The sequence below is a fragment of the Chryseobacterium gambrini genome (assembly GCF_027920505.1).
In the GTDB taxonomy this organism is placed as follows: Bacteria; Bacteroidota; Bacteroidia; order Flavobacteriales; family Weeksellaceae; genus Chryseobacterium; species Chryseobacterium gambrini.
Genome location: NZ_CP115857.1, coordinates 3,546,210 through 3,566,037 on the forward strand (window position 1 = coordinate 3,546,210; position 19,828 = coordinate 3,566,037).

23 protein-coding genes are annotated in these 19,828 nt (G+C 36.6%); 6 read left to right on the forward strand and 17 right to left on the reverse strand.

Translation table 11 applies throughout. The features are described 5' to 3' along the window. The first annotated feature begins 17 nt into the window (after positions 1 to 17). Positions 18 to 1,043 carry an LLM class flavin-dependent oxidoreductase gene (locus tag PFY09_RS16330; protein WP_271160377.1) on the forward strand — a complete coding sequence of 342 codons (1,026 nt, stop codon included), beginning with the start codon at positions 18 to 20 and terminating at the stop codon, positions 1,041 to 1,043. Between the two features lie 101 nt (positions 1,044 to 1,144). Here the strand turns inward: PFY09_RS16330 and PFY09_RS16335 are convergent, their stop codons facing one another. The 6 genes from PFY09_RS16335 to PFY09_RS16360 all read right to left on the reverse strand — a co-directional run bounded on the left by PFY09_RS16335 (position 1,145) and on the right by PFY09_RS16360 (position 6,346). Next, positions 1,145 to 1,642, reverse strand: coding sequence for a hypothetical protein (locus tag PFY09_RS16335; protein ID WP_271160378.1), 498 nt, complete (start codon positions 1,640 to 1,642; stop codon positions 1,145 to 1,147). A 94-nt stretch (positions 1,643 to 1,736) separates the two neighbouring features. Beyond that, entirely contained in the window at positions 1,737 to 2,771 is a 1,035-nt protein-coding gene (locus PFY09_RS16340) for a T9SS type A sorting domain-containing protein (RefSeq protein ID WP_084196513.1), read from the reverse strand. A 21-nt stretch (positions 2,772 to 2,792) separates the two neighbouring features. Then, complete coding sequence (locus tag PFY09_RS16345) at positions 2,793 to 3,434, reverse strand: pirin family protein (protein WP_271160379.1); 642 nt, start codon at positions 3,432 to 3,434, stop codon at positions 2,793 to 2,795. A 132-nt stretch (positions 3,435 to 3,566) separates the two neighbouring features. Continuing rightward, a complete protein-coding gene (locus PFY09_RS16350) occupies positions 3,567 to 4,319 on the reverse strand; it encodes a dioxygenase family protein (protein WP_271160380.1) in 753 nt (250 codons plus the stop codon). Between the two features lie 251 nt (positions 4,320 to 4,570). Then, positions 4,571 to 5,245: a LytR/AlgR family response regulator transcription factor gene (locus PFY09_RS16355; protein WP_271160381.1), complete on the reverse strand. Its 675-nt coding sequence runs from the start codon at positions 5,243 to 5,245 to the stop codon at positions 4,571 to 4,573. 6 nt (positions 5,246 to 5,251) lie between these two features. After that, positions 5,252 to 6,346 carry a sensor histidine kinase gene (locus tag PFY09_RS16360; protein WP_271160382.1) on the reverse strand — a complete coding sequence of 365 codons (1,095 nt, stop codon included), beginning with the start codon at positions 6,344 to 6,346 and terminating at the stop codon, positions 5,252 to 5,254. Positions 6,347 to 6,466: 120 nt separating this feature from the next. Here PFY09_RS16360 and PFY09_RS16365 point away from each other — a divergent pair, with 120 nt between their 5' ends. Both PFY09_RS16365 and PFY09_RS16370 read left to right on the forward strand, forming a co-directional pair. Further along, entirely contained in the window at positions 6,467 to 6,718 is a 252-nt protein-coding gene (locus PFY09_RS16365; RefSeq protein ID WP_076396707.1) for a VF530 family protein, read from the forward strand. Positions 6,719 to 6,798: 80 nt separating this feature from the next. Beyond that, positions 6,799 to 7,299 carry an FKBP-type peptidyl-prolyl cis-trans isomerase gene (locus PFY09_RS16370; protein WP_076396709.1) on the forward strand — a complete coding sequence of 167 codons (501 nt, stop codon included), beginning with the start codon at positions 6,799 to 6,801 and terminating at the stop codon, positions 7,297 to 7,299. Positions 7,300 to 7,522: 223 nt separating this feature from the next. On the opposite strand, the gene PFY09_RS16375 is transcribed toward PFY09_RS16370, so the two are convergent. After that, positions 7,523 to 7,900 (reverse strand): YchJ family protein, encoded by a 378-nt coding sequence (locus tag PFY09_RS16375; RefSeq protein WP_108409723.1) that lies wholly within the window; start codon positions 7,898 to 7,900, stop codon positions 7,523 to 7,525. A gap of 191 nt (positions 7,901 to 8,091) precedes the next feature. Next, on the reverse strand, positions 8,092 to 10,233 hold the full coding sequence (locus PFY09_RS16380; RefSeq protein ID WP_256038549.1) for a M3 family metallopeptidase: 2,142 nt from the start codon (positions 10,231 to 10,233) through the stop codon (positions 8,092 to 8,094). 58 nt (positions 10,234 to 10,291) lie between these two features. On the opposite strand from PFY09_RS16380, the gene PFY09_RS16385 reads away from it, so the two are divergent. Further along, positions 10,292 to 11,110: a head GIN domain-containing protein gene (locus PFY09_RS16385; RefSeq protein ID WP_271160383.1), complete on the forward strand. Its 819-nt coding sequence runs from the start codon at positions 10,292 to 10,294 to the stop codon at positions 11,108 to 11,110. Between the two features lie 120 nt (positions 11,111 to 11,230). Here PFY09_RS16385 and PFY09_RS16390 read toward each other — a convergent pair whose 3' ends face one another. From PFY09_RS16390 to PFY09_RS16410, 5 genes are all read right to left on the reverse strand, one after another. Beyond that, positions 11,231 to 13,108, reverse strand: a complete 1,878-nt coding sequence (locus PFY09_RS16390; RefSeq protein WP_076393107.1) for a monovalent cation:proton antiporter-2 (CPA2) family protein — start codon at positions 13,106 to 13,108, stop codon at positions 11,231 to 11,233. 7 nt (positions 13,109 to 13,115) lie between these two features. Continuing rightward, positions 13,116 to 13,637, reverse strand: a complete 522-nt coding sequence (locus PFY09_RS16395; protein ID WP_271160384.1) for an NAD(P)H-dependent oxidoreductase — start codon at positions 13,635 to 13,637, stop codon at positions 13,116 to 13,118. A gap of 250 nt (positions 13,638 to 13,887) precedes the next feature. Then, positions 13,888 to 14,706, reverse strand: coding sequence for a TPM domain-containing protein (locus PFY09_RS16400; RefSeq protein WP_271160385.1), 819 nt, complete (start codon positions 14,704 to 14,706; stop codon positions 13,888 to 13,890). Next, positions 14,687 to 15,118, reverse strand: coding sequence for a TPM domain-containing protein (locus PFY09_RS16405; RefSeq protein ID WP_116098465.1), 432 nt, complete (start codon positions 15,116 to 15,118; stop codon positions 14,687 to 14,689). The genes PFY09_RS16400 and PFY09_RS16405 overlap by 20 nt, the downstream gene beginning before the upstream one ends. Beyond that, positions 15,118 to 15,726: a LemA family protein gene (locus PFY09_RS16410; RefSeq protein ID WP_271160386.1), complete on the reverse strand. Its 609-nt coding sequence runs from the start codon at positions 15,724 to 15,726 to the stop codon at positions 15,118 to 15,120. Before PFY09_RS16410 ends, PFY09_RS16405 begins: the two co-directional genes overlap by 1 nt. Positions 15,727 to 15,802: 76 nt before the next feature. Here PFY09_RS16410 and PFY09_RS16415 point away from each other — a divergent pair, with 76 nt between their 5' ends. Both PFY09_RS16415 and PFY09_RS16420 read left to right on the forward strand, forming a co-directional pair. After that, positions 15,803 to 16,288 (forward strand): dihydrofolate reductase, encoded by a 486-nt coding sequence (locus PFY09_RS16415; protein ID WP_271160387.1) that lies wholly within the window; start codon positions 15,803 to 15,805, stop codon positions 16,286 to 16,288. Positions 16,289 to 16,389: 101 nt separating this feature from the next. Continuing rightward, on the forward strand, positions 16,390 to 16,959 hold the full coding sequence (locus PFY09_RS16420; RefSeq protein ID WP_076393095.1) for a hypothetical protein: 570 nt from the start codon (positions 16,390 to 16,392) through the stop codon (positions 16,957 to 16,959). Positions 16,960 to 17,009: 50 nt separating this feature from the next. On the opposite strand, the gene PFY09_RS16425 is transcribed toward PFY09_RS16420, so the two are convergent. The 4 genes from PFY09_RS16425 to PFY09_RS16440 form a co-directional block, all read right to left on the reverse strand. Beyond that, positions 17,010 to 17,540, reverse strand: coding sequence for a hypothetical protein (locus tag PFY09_RS16425; protein WP_256038541.1), 531 nt, complete (start codon positions 17,538 to 17,540; stop codon positions 17,010 to 17,012). Between the two features lie 3 nt (positions 17,541 to 17,543). Next, a complete protein-coding gene (locus tag PFY09_RS16430) occupies positions 17,544 to 18,176 on the reverse strand; it encodes a trimeric intracellular cation channel family protein (RefSeq protein WP_076393091.1) in 633 nt (210 codons plus the stop codon). A gap of 68 nt (positions 18,177 to 18,244) precedes the next feature. Further along, a complete protein-coding gene (gene coaD / locus PFY09_RS16435; RefSeq protein ID WP_072885455.1) occupies positions 18,245 to 18,712 on the reverse strand; it encodes a pantetheine-phosphate adenylyltransferase in 468 nt (155 codons plus the stop codon). A gap of 91 nt (positions 18,713 to 18,803) precedes the next feature. Next, positions 18,804 to 19,790, reverse strand: coding sequence for a D-alanine--D-alanine ligase (locus tag PFY09_RS16440; protein ID WP_271160388.1), 987 nt, complete (start codon positions 19,788 to 19,790; stop codon positions 18,804 to 18,806). Positions 19,791 to 19,828 lie beyond the last annotated feature (38 nt).

Genomic DNA, 19,828 nt, shown 5'->3' on the forward strand with positions numbered 1-19,828 from the left:
AGTATAAAATCAACAATATGGAATTAGGAATAGGAATGTTTGGCGATCTTGCTTTTGACCAGACAACAGGAAAATATGAAGATGCAGGAGTAAAGATTCGTGAAATTCTGGAGCAGGTAAAATTCATGGATGAGGTAGGAATTGATGTATTCGCAATGGGAGAACATCACCGTCCCGATTATGCGGTTTCTTCTCCGGAAATTGTTCTGGCTGCAGCGGCAAGTATTACAAAAAATATAAAATTAGCGAGTGGTGTTACGGTTTTAAGTTCATCAGAGCCTGTAAAAGTATATGAAGATTTCTCGACTCTGGATTTAATCTCAGACGGTCGTGCTGAAATTTTCGTGGGGAGAGGAAGTTTCATTGAATCATTTCCCTTATATGGATATTCTTTAAACGATTATGAGGAACTTTTTGATGAAAAATTAGACTTATTGCTTAAAATCAATTCTCAGGAAAATGTAACCTGGAAAGGAAAACTTCGTGCACCGATGCAGAATCAAACCGTTTATCCGAGAGCAAAAAATGAAGGAAAACTGCCCATCTGGAGAGCTGTCGGCGGAACTCCGCAGTCGGTTTTAAGTGCCGCAGAATTAGGAATGCCTTTAGTGGTGGCAATTATTGGAGGAATGCCGGTACAATTCAGAAATTTAATTGAATTCTACAAGCAGGAATACAAAAAAGCGGGACACGACGTTTCAAAAATGCAGATTGCTGTTCATTCGCATACTTTTGTAAGTGATGATCCTGAAGTGATTGAAGGATATTTCCACAACTATAAATCGCAGATGGACAGAATCGGTTCTTCCAGAGGTTGGGCTCCTTACACGAAAATGCAGTATGACGGCGGAAGAAGCAAAGAAGGAGCTTTGTTCATCGGTACTCCAAAAGAAGTGGCAGATAAAATTGCCTACCTGAAAGAAATTTTCGGCATTACAAGATTTATCGGACACATGGATGTGGGAGCTCCGGAGCATGATCTTATGATGAAATCTATCGAGCTGTTTGGCAAAGAAGTAAAACCACTCATCCAAGATCTTTAAAAATAAAACCTCCGCTGAATTTCAACGGAGGTTTCTCTTTAATAAAAATCATCTGTAAAAATGAAACAACATCCTGTTGTTTAGAAATTAATCAATATAAATTATAAGGCTTTATAGTAAGCTATTGCAACCTGCGGATGAAAGGCAAACATGAACGTTTCAAAACAGTCTCCTGAAGTATTTTTGCTTAAAAGATACTTATTGTCGATGATATCGATCAGCAACAATTCAGGCGTGTAAAAAGTCAAACCTATTTTATGCTTTGAAGGATCTTCCACATTGGAGCTGATAAGATCCAGCTTAAAATTTTCAATCGGGAAAAAAGTATTTCCCAAAACATCCGGAAGACTTCTGATCTCACCGTTAAGCTGGGCAACATAGTTCACCACTGCTGAACTCAGCAAAAACGGAATTTTTTCCGCATGAGGATTTTTTCTCAGCAATTCCCAGTAATTTTTCACCGGATTTTCTTTATCATCAAAAACCTGATGCTGGATTTTATATTCAAAATACGTATCCTCAAAAATATATTTATCCCAGACAATTTCAGAATTCTGATCAATTACAATCCGGAATCCCAGTTTTATTTTAGCCTTCATCATTTTAAATTTTAATAAAACAGGGCAGTCTTTTTCTGATTCTGCCCTGATCCTAAACAAAATTGATATGAAAAATATCTAATACTCAATAAGTTCAGTTTACAAGCACTTTAAAATCTTCTGTAAACGTTCCCTTCGTATTATCAATCGTAATTTTTGCGACATACATTCCGGATTTCAACTGATTTTTCGTCATTTTGATCTGCTGACTTCCGGATGCAAGTTTTTGCTTGTCGATCACACTGAAAAGTTTTTTTCCGCTCACATCAAACAGTTCAATACTTACTGTTGATCTTTCGTTGAGGGTAATCGGGAAAATAGTCTCTTCTCTGAAAGGATTTGGATAATTCTGTCCCACATTAAAATTTTTGGTGTTTGCTGCTTCCTGAGTTCCTAAAACGGCTCCTGCTACATAAATGGTATGAGTTAAAATATATCCCGCAGATAAAGAACCCGTTACGGTACTCATCTCATTGCTGGTTCCGTCTGAAAATACATTATCACTCGCATTATAGGTATAACCTGTCATGCCTTTTGTATAGCCGTATGAAGTTCCGTTTACATTCACATTATAAACAGCACTGCCTGTTCCCTCCGGAAAAGCAATCTGCGTTACCAGAAGGGAAGTTCCGTCCGCTTTGTAAATATGAACATGAATGTGGGTGGCTCTGCTCTGATACCATCCCGGAAATATGCTCGTGAAACTTACAAGTCCGTTTGCATCTGTGGTCTGTCTTCCGCGAAGAAAATGATTGTTGGTGTAATTTGCAGCCTGCATTGCCGTACCTCCGTACTCGGAATAGTTGCCGTCTTTGTCACAATGCCAAACGTCTACCAGAACTCCTTGATAGGCAGCACAGTTTCCGTTGGTGTTTTTTATATAAATATTCATCGTAAAGGCAACTCCGGTTCTGTCTCCCACAATATTGGTTTGTACCAGACTCGACGGAGTATGTGTAGGAAAAGGACCCTCTGTTTCCGAATTGGTGACACTGCAGGTTAAAACATTTTGAGAAGACTTTTCCGGCAGCATTTCCTCATGAAAAATTTCCGATCGGAAAAGAACAGGTGCAGCAACAGCTATTCCTGCCAGTCCGAATGAGTTTTTTAAAAATTTTTTTCTGTCCATGTATTTAGTTTTTATTTTAAATTAAACTTCAAGGAAAAGTAAAAGCGCATTTTCACTTAATGCTTCAAATTCCAGAGTTTCGATTTCAGAAATGATGATCGCGTCTCTGGTTTCTAAAAGTCTGTTCTGAAATTCAAAAGCGCCGTTAATCACCATTCCGAAAATTGATTTTCCTTTGTGGTGAAGAGCATATTCATCCTCTTTCCTTCCTTCATACAATCCTATGAAATTGGGATATTCCACTTTCTCAGAAATCTGGATCAAATGATTTCTTTTGTTGATCTTGAGATCTTCGACAGAGAAAAAAGTATCGGTTTTTATGCTTTTCAGTTCAAAAATTAAAATATCGGCTTTTTCATCCTGTCTGTTATTTCTGAGGTTCAGGATATTTTCTTCTTCAGATTTTAACGTAAAAATATGCTCCGCAGAAACGGGTTTTTTAAAATCATTAATGGCGATTTCCCCATAAAGAACAATGATGAGAACAGTAGAATTTTTTTGATAGTTAAAATCAAATGTTTCGTTTTCACCGAACACAACTTCAGTTATTGTACGCAATCCTGAATGTTCATCAGGAATCATCTCGTTCAGAATACATGAATTTTCTTTCTTCCAGACAGAAAGATCCGATTTAAAAATACGTGATGGACTTTGAACTAACATTTTGATTGGATTTTTTTTGAGGAATTCCACACTGCACAGATAAACACATCTAATCACTTCACACCCGTGTAAATCTGTGCTTTTTGTGGAAAACTAATAAACTAATAGTAAAACAACCTCTGTTTTATTTTTTTAAGCCGAAACTTTTATTGTATGAGTAAGAGCGTAACCTGCGCTTACACTTCCGGTAATCGTAGACATCTCATTAGACGTTCCGTCGCTGAATACATTATCACTTGCATTATAAGTATATCCGCTCATTCCTTTATATCCTGTACTTGAAGCTACCTGAACCACTGCGCTGTCGCTGCCTTCAGGAAATGCAATCTGCGTTACCAGAAGGGACTGCCCCGCAGAATTGTAAATGTGAACATGAATATGGGTCGCTCTGCTTTGATACCATCCCGGAAATATACTTGTGAAAGAAACTTTTCCGTTGGCATCGGTTGTCTGTCTTCCTCTAAGGAAATGGTAAGACGTATAATCGGCAGTTTGCATCGTCGTTCCTCCGTATTCAGAATAGTTTCCGTCTTTGTCGCAATGCCAGATATCAACAATAGCTCCCTGAAGATTGGCGCAGCTTGCATTTATATTCTGAATGGTAATTGTAATTGTGAACGGAACACCTGTTCTGTCTCCTACAATATTAGTCTGTACAAGTGTAGAAGGTGATTTTGTAGGAAAAGGTCCTTCAGTCTCCGAGTTGGTAACAGAACATGCCGATGAAGATGATCCGGAGGAAGATCCTGAACTTGAAGATGAACCCGTTGTGGTATCTGTGATATCGTCATCACTTCCGCATCGTATCAAAATAGGAGCTGCCACTGCGGTAACACCTGCCAAACCAAGAGTTTTTAAAAACCCTTTTCTGTCTATTGTTTTCATAATATGTTTTTTTAAAGGTTACTATTTGAATGATTTCAATGTCATTCTTTAATTTCCTGTAACAAATGTATTTTGAAAAAAAAAGCTTATGAAATTTATGAGGTAAACAGCAAAAATGTGTCGGTAAATGGATTTTTTTTAAGAAATATTAAGAATAATATGATAGAAGTGAAGGGAAATTACCAAATAGAAATTCGGGATGTCAAAAATTCGAAGAATTTTTGACGGGGTGGTTTAAAGATGAATTAAAATTATTTATTCACAATCTCCATTACCACCCCTTTAAATGTTTCCCCAATCGGAATGATAAATTCCCCAATGTGAATATTGCGGTTTACAATCGTTTTAATAAGTTTTACGGGAACAATATAAGAACGGTGCACCCTCACAAAATCTTTTTCTGAAAGTTTTTCCAGAATATTTTTCATGGAGGAGCGTGCGGTAATCTTGGAATGATCTGCAAGATGGATCTGAACGTAATCGTCTAAACCTTCGATCAAAATAATATCATCAAAATTAATTTTGTGAAGTTTATAATCTGCACGGATGGAAAGATATTTTACATCGGCAGATTCACTACTCACTTTTACTTTTTCCACAGCCGCTTTAAATCGTTCAAACGAAAAAGGTTTTAATAGATAATCTACCGCATTGATACTGAAAGCATCCACCGCATATTCAGAATAAGCCGTGGTAAAAATAACTTTTGTATTTTGAGAAATACTTTTATAAAAATCCATTCCGTTTTTGGAAGGCATTTCAATATCTAAAAAAATCAGGTCAACAGGATATTTATTGAGATGTTTCTGGGCATCGCTTTGTATATTGAAAGTCTTTTCCAGAGAAAGATTTTCAATTTTTCCGGCATAATTCTCAATAATTTTAAGAGCCAGAATCTCATCATCCAGTGCAATGGCTTTTATCATCATGTATCAGATTAAATTAATTTTTAGATCTACATCGTATGTCTTTCCGTCGCTGGTTATAACAAGGGTTTGTTTTTCCCCATAAATCTGTTGCAAATGTTCAATCGTATTTTTCAGTCCCACTTTCAGGCTGCTTTCATCCGTTATATTTTCGTTCACGATATTATTGAATACATTAAAATTTAAAATACCTTCCTGGACAACGGCTTTTACAGAAATTTTGGAATTTTTTTCCGCATTGAAGCCATATTTGAATGCGTTTTCAATAAAATTAACCAAAATGAACGGCGCAATTTTCAATCCTTTCATTTCTCCGATCTCCGTGTAGGAAAAATCCAGACTGCTGTCGGTTCTTATAAGTTGTAAAGAAATATAGTCTTTTATATAGTCAATTTCCTGACTTAATTCCACAAAATCTTTGCTGCTTTCCTGCACCACATACCGCATTACGTTGGAAAGCTTTAAAATTCCGTCCGGTGTATCATCAGACTTTAACAGAGCCAGAGAATAAATAGAATTCAGAATATTGAACAGAAAATGAGGTTGTAGCTGATATTTTAAATTCAGCAGCTCAGCTTTTGCCTTTAATTTTTCCAGTTCTTTCTTTTCGTTGCTTCTGTAAATAAAGAATGAGGATAAAAACGAAAAAAGAAACGGCAGCAGAGAAGTAAATATCATCTGATGATAAGAACCATCATTTCTTTTAGGGGCAAAATTTCTAAATCGCGCCCTTCCTTCCATTGAAGGTTTCGGAAAACTGCCATTTGGATCAGACATTTCAGAAGGACTCATCTGTATTTTCGGATATTCTTCCGGAAACAGATTTTCCGGAGAAATATAAGTAGGAAGAAAAACCATACCCCCAAAACAGAAGAGGACAAAAAGTGTGAAAAGAACATATTTTTTTCTTCGGTAAAATTTTGGAAGAAAGATTTTAAGATTTAAATAAAAGAAAATAATAACCAGCACGAAACGGATAAACTCCCTTTGAAAAGGAGGAACCCTGAAAACAGAAAGCGTTCCGTCGAAATCCGGAGAAGAAACAATCGGGATTGTAAGAAGCAACAGAATAAGGATAATATGCGGCAAAAGCTTTTTCATTGAACTAAATTATTAATTTGAATTCATAATTTGTGAAAAATTATTTAAAAGCATTACTTTTTTTAGTTTCCTTAAAATTATTTTATTTGCCATAAAATACAAATTCTCTACTTTTACGGCATGGAACAACAATCTAAAGATCCTCTGCACGGAAAAAGACTAGATGCCATTCTTGAAGAGCTGGTAGAATATTACAATGGTTTTGAAAAACTTGGCGAAAAGATCAATATCAGATGTTTTACAGACAATCCGAGCATTAACTCTTCTCTGAAATTTTTAAGAAAAACAGACTGGGCAAGAGCGAAAGTAGAAAGTTTATATCTTTTTGTGCAGAGAGAAAAAAAGCGTAATGAAAGAAAAAAAGACAGATAAATATTTCTTCGGTCAATGATTTCAAAAACAGTATCTTTGTGCCGTTAATCGTGAAAGAAATCACGAAAAAAGAATAAAATATGACAATCGAAAACAATCACGTTGTAGCTGTAAAGTATATCCTACATACTATTGAGCCGGATGGAAGTAAAATTCTTGTAGAAGAAACAACAGCAGAAAACCCACTTACATTTTTGTATGGAGTAGGAATGATGATTCCAAAATTTGAGCAGAATATCCACGGCTTACAAGCTGGTGATAAAGCTGATTTTACTATTCAGCCTGAAGAAGCGTATGGCGAAAGACAACCGGATGCAATCGCTCAGTTGCCGATCGATATGTTCCAGGAAGCTGGAATTCCGCCTGTAGGAGCAATTTTACCATTATCAGACAATCAGGGAAATAACTTTCAGGCAATTGTGGTTGAGGTAACTCCGGAAGCTGTTGTGGCAGATCTTAATCACCCGATGGCTGGGAAAACGTTAGATTTCCAGGTTGAAATCTTAAATACACGTCCTGCGACAGAAGAAGAGTTGTCTCACGGTCACGCTCATGGAGTAGACGGAAACGAAGCTCACTAAAATATAAAAAGAATGTCCGGTTTTTAATCGGACATTTTTATTTTCTGGATTTCACAAAAACGCAAAGTTTTATTTTTGTGGGGACGTTTTAAAGTGCAATAAATCAAAGCTGTTCAGAATTCGGCACTGTCAATTTTATCGAAGATAAAATCCTTGCGCCTTAAAATCTTAAAGTATGCTAAAATTTGCGACTTTGCAAATATCAACCAATAATAATAACTTTTTATTCTAAAAATTCACCGCTTACATAAAACCAGCGGTTCTGGATCATTTTAAAGGTAGATAATTCGTGATGAACATGGTTTCCTCCGTTTTCATCAGTGTAAAAAGCCTTGAATTCCACTTTATTCATGGAAGGTTTATTTACAATTTCCAGTTTTGTCCACTCATTAATTTCTCCCCATTCCTGTAAATCTTTTGTATTGTGAAACTGCCTTTTACTCGGCGAAGTGGTTTCCATTAAATATTTTCCGTTCGGAATCGCAAATGCAGAAAACCTTGAACGCATCAATGCTTCTGCTGTTGGAGCAAATTTTTCTTTTGTATGATAAGGTTTACAGCATTCTTCGTAGGTCTTTCCGGAACAGCAGGGACAGTTCATTGTTTTAAATTTTAAGAAACAAATTTACACTTTTTGCTAGCCATGAATTCAAGAATTTTTATCTTTTATAATTTTAAAATCTGTGTCATCTGCGAAATGTTTTATTGAGCTATTTGTCAAAAATATTTGTGTCATTCGTATTTAAATAAAAAGAAAAAAAAGCATCCAAAAAATTGAATGCTTTTAAAAATTTATTTAATAAAACCTCTGTTTCTCAATAAAGGCTTAATATCCGGATCGTGTCCTGTAAAATCTCTGAATGCCTGATTAAGATCAACAGAATTTCCTACAGACAGAATATATTTTCTGAAGCGGTCTCCGTTTTCTCTTGTCAATCCTCCATTTTTAGAAATCCATTCCCAGGCGTCGTTATCCAGAGTTTCAGACCATAAATAAGCATAATATCCTGCAGAATAACCACCGCCCCAAATGTGTGCAAAATAAGGCGTGTGATATCTCGGAGGAACCGTTGCCAAAGTAAATCCGTGTTTCGTTAAAGATTCTTTTTCAAAATCTAAAACAGGGATTAACTGACTTTCATTCGTCACTGTATGCCAATCCATATCTAATTCAGCCGCAGAAACCAATTCCGTGGTCATATAACCCTGATTGAAAGTTGCCGCTTTTTTAATTTTATCAACCAAAGTTTGCGGAATGGGCTGTTTTGTTTCGTAATGTAAAGCGTAGTTCTTTAAAACAACAGGATCTAAAGCCCAGTGTTCGTTGATCTGTGAAGGGAATTCCACGAAATCTCTCGGTACATTGGTTCCTGAAAGCGAAGGATATTTCTGGCTGGCAAACATCCCGTGAATAGAATGTCCGAATTCATGGAAAATAGTGGAAACATCATCATAACTGATTAAAGAAGGTTTTCCGGGAGCCGGTTTCTGATAATTGTAGCAGTTTACAATTACAGGTTTTGTTCCCAGTAAATAAGACTGCTCTACAAAATTGCTCATCCACGCTCCTCCGTTTTTAGAATCCCTCGTGTAGAAATCCAGATAATAAATGGCAATGGATTTTCCGTCATGATCGAAAACTTCATACGTAACCACATCCGGATGATAAACCGGAAGATCCGTTCTCTTTTTGAAAGTTAACCCATAGAATTTTTCAGCAGCGAAGAACACTCCCTTTTCCAAAACGGTTGTAATTTCAAAATAAGGCTTTATTTCACTTTCATCAAGATCAAATTTTGCCTTTCTTACCTGTTCAGCATAAAAATTCCAATCCCATGGTTCAACCTTGAAACCTCCTTTCTGCTGATCGATCAGATCCTGAATGTCTTTTGCCTCACGTCTTGCCGTTTCTACCGCGGGAGTCGCAATCTGATTCATTAATTTTGTTGCAGCTTCCGGCGTTTTTGCCATCTGATCCTGCAATTTCCATTCTGCGAAACTTTTTTTACCTAAAACCTGAGCTTTTTTCAGTCTTAATTTCGCTAATTTTTCAATGGTTTCTCTTGTATCGTTTCCATCCCCTTTTTCAGCTCTTGTCCATGATGCTTTGAAGAGTTTTTCTCTCGTTGCTCTGTTTTTAAGATTCTGTAAAAGAGGTTGTTGTGTTGTGTTTTGTAATGCTAAAAGATACTGTCCCGGTTTTCCGGCATTTTTAGCATCAGAAGCTGCCGCAGCAATTTCATCAGCCGAAAGTCCTTCAAGTTCTTTTGCATCCGTAAAGAAAACGCCGCCCTGCTTTCTCGCTTCAAGCAATTTGTTGGAATATTGCGTAGACAGTGAAGCCAGTTCCTGATTGATCTGCTTTAGTTTCTCTTTATCCGCAGAAGAAAGATTCGCTCCTGCGATTTCGAAATTCTGCTTGTAATATTGTAATAATCTTTTGCTTTCAGCGTCTAAACCATTCTCAGAAATCGCTTTTATTCTTTTATAAAGATTTTCATTCAGATACATTTTATCAGAATGGGCTGCAAAGATCGGAGCATATTCTTCATCAAGAGCCTGTAAAGTCGGGTTTGTATTGGCGCTGGTAAGATTAGAGAATACAATGGTTGCTCTTTTCAGAACTTCACCGCTTTTTTCCAGAGCTACGATGGTGTTTTCAAACGTTGGTGCTTCAGAATTGTTGGCAATTTTTAAAATTTCAGCGTCGTGCTGTTTCAAGCCAAAATCAAAAGCGGGTTTAAAATGTTCATTTTTAATTTTGTCAAATTCAGGAGCTTCATACTGAAGTTTGCTTTTTTTCATGAAAGGATTCGATGAAAGCGATGCGTCCGGAGCTGGAACTTCCTGTTGGCTATCGGTGTTTTTCATTGTTGTACATGATTGGTTGAATGCTAATGCAGAAATTAATAATACCGATGTAATATTTTTCATAAATTAGTTGTTAATAAGGTATAAAGATACTTAAAACTTAATTCATAAAATAATAAACATGAAATCACAGACTATTTTTCTTTTTTCAGTTGTTGCACTTCTGGCTTCTTGCGATAAAAATGACAGACATCATAACGGGAACGATCAGAAAAACTGGGTGGAAAAGGTGACCACGAAAGACAACGGACCGATGAGTCATAAAGAAGTGACGGGCGATTTCGATGAAATCGAAGTTTCACAGGCAATCGAAGCTGAAATTATAAAAGCTGATTTTGAAAAGGTCGTAATTTCTGCTCCCAAAAATATTATCGATGAGATTTTGGTGGATAACAACGGAGGAGAGCTTCATATCCATTACAAACCGGGAATCCGTGTGATGAATACACACAATGTTTCTGCGAGAATTTATACGAAAGATTTTTCAAAATTAAATGCCAATTCTGCAGCCAGCGTTAAAGTGAAGGATAAATTTGTGCAGGATAAAATGGAACTTGAAGTTTCGAGTTCTGCAGCGGTTTCCGGAGATCTTGAAGCAAATACATTTAATATTTCCATAGACAGCAGCGGAAGTTTCGACGGAAAAATCTGGGCGGTAGATCTTGATGTGGATGCTTCATCCGCTGCAAGTGTGGATCTTTCCGGAAAATCTAAAAATGGCAAAATCAGTGGTTCATCTGGAAGCAGTATTTCTGCAAAAGATGTTATTATCCAAAATCTGAAAGCAGAATCTTCCAGTGGTGCAAGTGTAGACATCAGTGCCTCTTCTTCCATCAATGCAGAAGCGTCTTCAGGAGGAAGTCTTACGATTTATAAAAAAGGAAACGTTACCAGTATTACCAAAGACGAAAGCAGCGGCGGAAGCGTAACTATTCAGTAGTGTAATCTTTGCAGAATGAAATGCCATTGCGAACGGAAAATTAAACGTTTGAGATAAAATCTTTGCAGTCATAGCGTTAAAATGATGACTGATTTGCTCATTTAAATCAAACATAAGCTATTAATTTTCATCTTCATCCTCTTCGTCGTTTGAAGAATCTTCCCATTGCTGATTATCAAAATTAAGATTATCATACGCCAGTAATTCCTCCTCTCGCAGGAGGATTTCTTTTGTGGTAAAAAGATGGATTTCATCATCATGATCCGATTTGGCTAATTTTCGGATGGAAGCTTTATCGATGGTCATGAATCTTTGTCCAAGACGTCTCGCTGCGTATTTCCTCATTCCGGTTGCATGAAGTACATCAACTGCCATATCTACGGCGGTTCCCAGAGTTTCACGGTAGATATTATGAATTCCGCTGTTTAAATATTCATAAGAATCTATTCTGTTTTTGGCACGCACAAAAATTTTTACCTGAGGATAATTTTCCCTTACGATATCGGCAACAAATTTATTGTCTTCGGGATCATCAAGACACAGAACAAGAATTTCGGCATCCTCAATTCCTGCTGCGCGTAAGGTAGGAATTTTTGTGGCATCTCCGTAATACACCTTAAAACCGTAGCTTCTCAATAATTTCACACGGTCAGAATCTCGATCCAAAACCGTAGCCGGAATTTTATTGGCTTTTAAAAGCCTTCCTACCGTACTTCCGAAATGTCCGAATCCTACAATGATAATTTTCTTTTGCTGAATATTACCGTCCAGAATATTAAAATCATTATCGGGATCAGGAACTTCTTTTATGAATCTCGGAGTAATAAGTTTATCATTAATAATTAATAGAAACGGTGTGATGCACATGGTAATTGCTGTTACAGCCATCATCTGCGCATTCAGTTCAGAAGGCAAAAGATACAGACTTGAAGCATAATTAATCAGTACAAAAGCAAATTCTCCTACCTGCGAAAGGGCAAAAGCATAAAACAGGCTCTGTGGAGTATCTATTTTGAAAAATTTTCCGATAAGAAATAAAACGACAAATTTTATGGCTAAAACTGCGAAAACGGTGGTGAAAATAAAAGTAGGATCTTTCTGAATGACGTTAAAATTCATCGTGGAACCCACACTTACAAAAAATACGGCAAGCAGTAATCCTTTGAAGGGATCAATCTGTGCTTCCAGTTCGTGGCGGAATTCGCTGTTGGCTAACATGACTCCTGCAAGGAAAGCTCCTAAAGCGGGAGATAAGCCAATAGCAACCATGAGTTCTGAAACTCCGATGACCAAAAATAGGGAAGAGGCCGTTAAAAGCTCCGACATTCCGGATTTTGAGACATATCTTAAAAAAGGAACAAAAACATACCGCCCCAGTAATATTAAAATAACCACTCCCAAAATAACGGTCGCGAACTGCATCCATTCCGGAAGAGTCTGTATAAGTACCTGAATTTCGTTATCGTGATGTCTGGATTTGTAATTGGCAATTAAAGGAAGAATCGCCAAAATAGGAATCACCGCAATATCCTGAAACAGTAACGTGGAAAATGAAGCTTCTCCGGCTAATGTTTTTAAATTGTTTTTTTCCTGTAATGTCTGCAGCACAATTGCCGTAGATGACAACGCAAAACACATGGCAACGGCTATGGCTTTGTCGATTTTCCAGCCTGCCCAGATAAATACGAGAAATAGCAGGGAAATCGTTAAAAGCATCTGCGTTAAGCCGAGTCCGACAATTTTCTTCCGCATATCCCAGAATTTTCGGGGTTCAAGCTCCAGACCGACTAAAAACAAAAGCATGATGACCCCAAATTCACTGGCGTGCATAATGTCGTTGACATCTTTTCCCGTTAATTTTAAAACATAAGGACCAATGATAATTCCGCCTGCAATATACCCGATGACAGAACTTAGCCCGAATTTTCTCGCCAGCGGAACCATAATGATGGCTACGCCTAAGAAAATAAGTGTGTTCATTGCTAAGCTTGTTTCCATAAAATTTTTATTGGTTGAGAAGTTCTACAAACTGCTGTTTGTGTACGATAATTTCTTTTTTTGAGAGCTTGTTGGCTTCGTAAACGATTTTGATATTTTTGATGTTTGCTTTAAAAACATTCAGCGATACGATAAGTCCGCTGATCAGCTCCTCTACGGTAAACCGATAGGTTCCTTCCTTGCTGAACGATCTTTCTTTTCCGCCTGTGGTTACCAGAATGTAAACCTCTTTTCCCTCCAAAGGATTGTGATGATCTTCTTTAAGCCAGTCGCGGTCGAAAACTTCATCAATCCAGAGTTTTAACAAAGGCGGCATTCCGAACCAGATGAGTGGAAACTGGAAAATAAAGCGGTCGTAATTTTTTATTCTTTTTCTTTCCCTGAAAGCGGCAATATGAAAATTAGGATACTCTTCATAAATATCCCGAAGCGTAAAATGCTGATGACGAACATAGAAATTAATGAGCTCTGCATTCGAGTTGGAATGCTCTAAATAAGGATGCGCAAAAACTACCAACGTCTTCTTCATAAACCTGTTTTACGTAAATATAATGAAAAATTTTTGAAGTAAAGGAGGGTTTTGTAGCAGTTTAATAATTTTTTAATAGTAAAAAGGATACTTTTGATAATATAAATGGAATAAATGATTTTGATTTTTAACGTATTAACATTTTATAAAACTGATAATAAAAAAAATCGATCAAAAAATGACCGATTTTTTATTGTATGTGTTTATTTCAATTTAAAAACTGAGTGAATTTAAAGCAGGAATAAAAATTCTACCATCCTCCTGAAGCACCACCGCCTCCGAAACTTCCGCCACCGCCGAAGCCTCCAAAACCACCGCCTCCGCCTCCGGAACTTCCACCACCAAATCCACCGCCGCCAAAGCTGCCCGGAAAAGGGAAAAATCCACCCGGATAATTTCTGCGACCTCTTCTGGAAAGGATCACATCGTCATCGTCATAATTTCCGCCGCCTTTTCCTCCTCCTTTGTTTCCGAAAAGGATGGCAATAATGATGAAGATAACAAATGCAATGATGATAATTTTAAAAATACTTCCGTCTCCATTTCCGCTTTCACGGTTGTTCAAAGGTTTAAATTTCCCCTGAACCGCTTCCATAATTGCAGAAGTACCGCCGTTAATGCCTTCGTACCACTCGCCTTGCTTAAAATGAGGGGTAACAATGTAGTCCAAAATCTGTCCTGCAACAGATGCCGTTAAATATTGCTCCACGGCTCTTCCCTGTTGGATAGCCATCGTATGATCTTCCGTTGCAATAAGAAAAACGATACCGTTATCCACATCTTTTTTTCCGATCCCCCATTTCTCGCCAAACATCGTTGCCAGAAAATTAATGTCTTCTCCTTTTGTGGAAGGAATAATAACCACTTCAATCTCTGTAGAGGTAGAATCTGCAAATGCGATCAGTTTTTTATTAAGCGCATCTTTTTCCTGTTGATTCAATAAATTGGCTTCATCAAACACAGGATAAAGAACAGCCGGTTTGGGCGGAATGGTATATTGTGCCGATACAAAAGTGTAAAAGCATACCAGTAAAAATGAAAAAACTATTTTAAGAGAACGTAATTTCATTAGGAAGTTCGTTGTGGTTTTCTCCCGTTACAGGAAAATATTTTTTAAGTTCCAGGCCAGTTTCCAGAATTCCGCTTTTTAAAGCCTGATAATAATTTCCTTTGGCAAATTCAGACGTAATATAGTCGTGCAGATGATCCCAGTAAGATTGGCTTACTTTTGCATGAATTCCTGTATCTCCGATGATGGTAAGATATTTCTGTTCGAAATTGACATGAAAAAGCACCGCATTTTTTTCTTTGGTTTTATTCAGACATAACTCTTCAAAAACCTTGAAAGCAATTTTTGCATTGTCTTCATCCGTATTCGAATCGATATGCACTCTGATCTCGCCGGTAGAATGCTCTTCTGCTGACTGAATAGCTTCCACAAGGGAAGCTATCTGCTGATTTGTTAAGAAACTGGTTGCCATTATTCTGAGAATACTTCAGGTGCCTTTTCTGCTCCTGCTTCCGCTTTGAACAAAGGTTTTTCTTTAAAGTTGGTGAAATTCGCCAGAATATTATTTGGGAATTGCTTTATAGAAACATTATAATCTTTTGCTGCATCATTGTAGTAAACAGTTTCTGTTCTGATGCTGTTTTCTATCGCAATATACTCTCTTTGGAAATTAATGTATTGCTGATCTGCTTTTAAATTAGGATAAGATTCCACCACTGCCATCAATCTGCTTAAAGCTCCGGATAATTCTCCCTGTGCAGCCTGAAATTTAGCAATATCCTGTTCAGTCATATTGGTAGGATCAATATTGATGGAAGTTGCTTTAGAACGTGCCTCAACAACTTTCGTTAAGGTTTCCTGCTCGAATTTGGAATAAGATTTTACCGTTCTTTCAAGATTCGGGATAAGATTTGCTCTTTTCTGATAAACTGTTTCTACGTTAGACCATTTTGCATTTACAGTCTGTTCCTTGTCTACAAAGCTGTTGTAGCCGCTTTTGCCCCATAAGAAAATGAAAAAGACAATAGCAATGAGAACTAAACCGATAATTATTGCGCTCAGACAACCTTTATTTTTCATAGTTTGAATTTTTTTAATATGTTTTGTGCTAACCAAATATACAAATTATGTGCTAATTTTGTAAAAATTTATTTTAATGACAACAATTGTGGTGGCAATGGGAGAAAAGAACGAAATTGGTTTTGAAAATCAGTTGCTTTGGCATCTTCCGAAAGATCTGAAACACTTTAAAGAAATCACTTCCGGGCATCCGGTGATCATGGGAAGAAAGACATATGAAAGTATCGGGAAACCGCTTCCCAACCGTACCAATATTGTTGTGTCCAGAAAAACCGACTGGTTCGAAGAAGGAATTTTAATCGTCGGAAGCATTAAAGAAGCCGTAAAATTTGCTAAAAAAATAGATGAAGAAGTTTTCATCATCGGAGGCGGGAAAATCTATGAACAGACCATTGATATTGTTGATAAACTGGAAGTAACTTTGGTAAAAGCAGATCTTGAAGCAGATACTTTCTTTCCAAAGATCGATCCTAAAATCTGGAAAAAAACAGACGAAATCTGCCATGAAAAAGACGAAAAAAACCAGTATGATTTTTGTTTTCAAACGTTCGAAAGAATTTAATGTTTAAAGTTCTCAGTTCAGAATTCTATACAAAACTTTAGCCTCTGAACCTTAAACTTTGAATCTTAAATTTCTTATCTTTGCACTTCTAAAATTTAATAATGAATAAATATATAAAAATTGCAGTTGCAGCAGTTCTTATTCTTTTAGGACTATGGATGATTATTTTCACAAGAGAGAAAGGTTGGGGAATTGTAGTTTTCCTTTTGGCAGGAGCTCCTATTCTGCTTTTCTTTAAAAATGAATATATTCTTTTGGCTTTCTGGCAATTAAGAAAGCAGAATATGGAAAAAGCAGGGGAGTGGCTTAAAAATATCACAGATTACAAAAACCAGCTTCATAAAACGCAGTATGGATATTTTCACTATTTAATGGGATTAACTCAAGCTCAGGATCATCCTACAAAAGTGGAACCTTTCATGAAAAAAGCTTTGGAATATGGTCTTAACATGAAGCATGACAGAGCTATGGCAACTTTAAATCTTGCTGCAGCAGCAATTTCTAAAGGAAGAAAACAGGAAGGTCAGAAACTTCTGGACGAAGCAAAACGATTAGACAGTGCAGGAATGATGACCGACCAGATTAAAATGATGAAGGAGCAACTGAAAATGCCAACCATGCAAAAACATATGCATAACCCGAATATGAGAAACAGAGGTAAATTCTTTTAATGAATAACTCCAGTAAAAATAACAAAAGCATCTAATTTTTTAGGTGCTTTTTATTTTGCGAATTTAGGAGGTGGAGGTTCTGGTGATTTAAAGAATGTATCATTAGGATAAATTTTCTTTCGGAGTAATCCAAAACGATCTAATTTTTCAAATCTATCTCGCAGATCATCACTGTAAAAAGATTTTGCTTGGGCTTTGTTTTTATAATGAATGCTTACAATTGCAGAATTTGTTTCCGTTTTTGGTTTATTTTCTTTGGATAAATATTTAAAATAATTCTCAAAGCTCAATTGATTTTTATTGCTTGCGTGGTAAACTATTTTTGGTAATGTCTGTTCTCTTTTTTCAAATGAACTTATTTCCGAATAGGTCTGAAGAAATACAGTATCTTTTTGTTTGATAAAAGTATACAATTCATGAGATAAAAATAGACAGGCTGAATGATTTACACTTACTTCAATAGTATCGCCATTTTTCATTTTGTCTGAAAATTGATATAAATCTTTTTCTAAATCAAAATTACTCTCATGGTGACAAGAGAGAAACAATGAGAAAATCAAAAAAGAAATGCATTTTTTCATACATTACATCTCAGAATTATTCTCATACCCGTAAAATTTCGGGATCTGCCAATGATATTTCACAGCTAAAGTTCTTATGGAAACAATTAATAGAATGGTAAAAATCTGAACAATAGTATACGTTAAAGTAGTAAATTTTGTCAGCAGTAAAAAGGCGGAACCTCCCACAATGCAGGCGGTTGCATAAATTTCTTTCCTGAAAATTAAAGGAATTCTGTTGAGCAATATATCCCTTATAATTCCACCGAAACAACCTGTGATTGTTCCCAATCCGATACAGATTAATGGATGAATATCCGCGTTTAAACCCTTCTGAACGCCAATAATCGTAAACAATCCCAGTCCGAAACTGTCAAAAATAAATAAAGTAACCCGAAAGTTTTTTTCAAAAGATTTAAAAATCATAGTGAAAATACTGGTCAGAATAATCAATGCGCATGTAAGCAAATCATGCATCCAGAAAACCGGAATATCAAGCAGAAGGTCTCTCACGGTTCCACCGCCAACAGAAGTTACAAAAGCAATAATCAGCACGCCGAAAGGATCGAGCCGCTTTTGCATCGCCGCAAAACTTCCCGACATCGAAAATGATATCGTTCCCAAAACTTCTATGGCAAAATTGAACTGTTCGTGCATGTTTTATGAATGATAAATGATAAATGATGAATGAAAAATCAATGATCAATCATCATTTATCAATTATTCTATTTTTTCTCTACTCTCACCGAATCCGGAACCAAAAGCTCATATTCTCCGCCGTGATTGATGATTTCTCTTACAATGCTGCTGCTGATGAAAGATTTTCCTGAAGACGTTAATAAAAATACCGTTTCCAGTTTTTTGTGCGCTAAAGTTCTGTTGGTGTGGGCAATCGCTTTTTCAAACTCAAAATCGGCAGGATTTCTTAAACCTCTGATGATGTATTGTGCATTTTTTTCAAAGCAGTAATCAACGGTTAATCCTTCAAAATAATCCACTTCCACGTTTGGGAATTCCGCAACGGAATTCTGGATGAATTCCATCCTTTTCTCCAGCGGAAACATATATTTTTTCTGGGAATTCTGCCCGATAGCAATAATCAGTTTATCAAAAAGCGGCGCCGCTCTCTCAATGATATCGTAATGTCCTAAAGTAATCGGATCGAATGACCCCGGAAAAACAGCAATTTTCATGCGTGATAAATTATAGTTATAAATTATGAATGATGAGGTGAGAAATATAGAGTGATAAACTTCCGGCTTCTATCCTTCATCTTTCAGCCTTTTAATTTTTTTGTAATGCTTTTTCAACCTCGTTTCCGCAAAGATCTGTAATGGAAATTCCGTAGATTTTTGCCTGCTGCGGAAGAATACTTGCAGGAGAAAATCCCGGATTCGTATTCATTTCCAGCATATAAGGAATTCCGTCCATCAGAATATATTCACTTCTTGAGAAACCACTCATCCCAAGAGAATTGTAAGCTCTTTTTGCGATTTCCTCTACGCGGATTCTTGTTTCATCGTCGATTCTTGCAGGCGTAATTTCCTCAGAAGCCCCTTCATATTTGGCTTCATAATCGAAAAATTCGTTGGTAGGAACGATTTCTGTAATTCCCAGAACAATTGTTTCTCCTTTATAATCGATCACTCCTACGGAAACTTCCATTCCGTCAAGAAAACTTTCAATTAATATTTCATCATCTTCTTTGAATGCAATTTCAGTTGCGGCAAGGAATTCAGCCTTTTCTTTCACTTTAGAAATTCCCAAAGATGATCCCGACTGATTGGGTTTCACAAAAACAGGCAAGCCAAGAGTTTCTATAATCTCATCAACCTTAATTTCTTCTCCTTTTCTTAAATAAACACTCTTCGCAGAAGGAATTCCGTATTTTGAAAGTACCGCTAAAGTATCTTTTTTATTGAATGTTAAAGCACTCTGATAAAAATCGCATCCCGTATATTTCTGTCCGATCGCGTCCCAGTACGCCTGAAGAATTCCGTTTTCGCCCGGTGTTCCGTGGATGATATTGAAACATACATCAAATTTCAATGGGGCATTGTTATCTAAAGTCACAGAAAAATCTCCTCTGTTTATGGGAAATTTCTGCCCATTTTCGCCTAAAAAATACCATTCATCTTTCAGGATAACTACTTTATATACATCGTAAAGATTTCTGTCTAAAGAATCGTAGATTAATTGTCCGCTTTTCAATGATACAACATATTCGTCTGAATAGCCTCCCATCACTACGGCAACTTGTTTTTTGCTCATTTTTGTTTAGTATCAATTAAGGCAAATTTAATGATTTT

Coding starts and splice junctions, on each gene's coding strand:
- PFY09_RS16425 (WP_256038541.1), bottom strand. CDS start 17,540: ATGAAAAAATGCATTTCTTTTTTGATTTTCTCATTGTTTCTCTCTTGT.
- PFY09_RS16440 (WP_271160388.1), bottom strand. CDS start 19,790: ATGAGCAAAAAACAAGTTGCCGTAGTGATGGGAGGCTATTCAGACGAA.
- PFY09_RS16335 (WP_271160378.1), bottom strand. CDS start 1,642: ATGAAGGCTAAAATAAAACTGGGATTCCGGATTGTAATTGATCAGAAT.
- PFY09_RS16340 (WP_084196513.1), bottom strand. CDS start 2,771: ATGGACAGAAAAAAATTTTTAAAAAACTCATTCGGACTGGCAGGAATA.
- PFY09_RS16420 (WP_076393095.1), top strand. CDS start 16,390: ATGAATAAATATATAAAAATTGCAGTTGCAGCAGTTCTTATTCTTTTA.
- PFY09_RS16380 (WP_256038549.1), bottom strand. CDS start 10,233: ATGAAAAATATTACATCGGTATTATTAATTTCTGCATTAGCATTCAAC.
- PFY09_RS16405 (WP_116098465.1), bottom strand. CDS start 15,118: ATGGCAACCAGTTTCTTAACAAATCAGCAGATAGCTTCCCTTGTGGAA.
- PFY09_RS16385 (WP_271160383.1), top strand. CDS start 10,292: ATGAAATCACAGACTATTTTTCTTTTTTCAGTTGTTGCACTTCTGGCT.
- PFY09_RS16350 (WP_271160380.1), bottom strand. CDS start 4,319: ATGAAAACAATAGACAGAAAAGGGTTTTTAAAAACTCTTGGTTTGGCA.
- PFY09_RS16415 (WP_271160387.1), top strand. CDS start 15,803: ATGACAACAATTGTGGTGGCAATGGGAGAAAAGAACGAAATTGGTTTT.
- PFY09_RS16430 (WP_076393091.1), bottom strand. CDS start 18,176: ATGCACGAACAGTTCAATTTTGCCATAGAAGTTTTGGGAACGATATCA.
- PFY09_RS16400 (WP_271160385.1), bottom strand. CDS start 14,706: ATGAAATTACGTTCTCTTAAAATAGTTTTTTCATTTTTACTGGTATGC.
- PFY09_RS16370 (WP_076396709.1), top strand. CDS start 6,799: ATGACAATCGAAAACAATCACGTTGTAGCTGTAAAGTATATCCTACAT.
- PFY09_RS16410 (WP_271160386.1), bottom strand. CDS start 15,726: ATGAAAAATAAAGGTTGTCTGAGCGCAATAATTATCGGTTTAGTTCTC.
- PFY09_RS16395 (WP_271160384.1), bottom strand. CDS start 13,637: ATGAAGAAGACGTTGGTAGTTTTTGCGCATCCTTATTTAGAGCATTCC.
- PFY09_RS16355 (WP_271160381.1), bottom strand. CDS start 5,245: ATGATAAAAGCCATTGCACTGGATGATGAGATTCTGGCTCTTAAAATT.
- PFY09_RS16345 (WP_271160379.1), bottom strand. CDS start 3,434: ATGTTAGTTCAAAGTCCATCACGTATTTTTAAATCGGATCTTTCTGTC.
- PFY09_RS16365 (WP_076396707.1), top strand. CDS start 6,467: ATGGAACAACAATCTAAAGATCCTCTGCACGGAAAAAGACTAGATGCC.
- PFY09_RS16360 (WP_271160382.1), bottom strand. CDS start 6,346: ATGAAAAAGCTTTTGCCGCATATTATCCTTATTCTGTTGCTTCTTACA.
- PFY09_RS16330 (WP_271160377.1), top strand. CDS start 18: ATGGAATTAGGAATAGGAATGTTTGGCGATCTTGCTTTTGACCAGACA.
- PFY09_RS16390 (WP_076393107.1), bottom strand. CDS start 13,108: ATGGAAACAAGCTTAGCAATGAACACACTTATTTTCTTAGGCGTAGCC.
- coaD (WP_072885455.1), bottom strand. CDS start 18,712: ATGAAAATTGCTGTTTTTCCGGGGTCATTCGATCCGATTACTTTAGGA.
- PFY09_RS16375 (WP_108409723.1), bottom strand. CDS start 7,900: ATGAACTGTCCCTGCTGTTCCGGAAAGACCTACGAAGAATGCTGTAAA.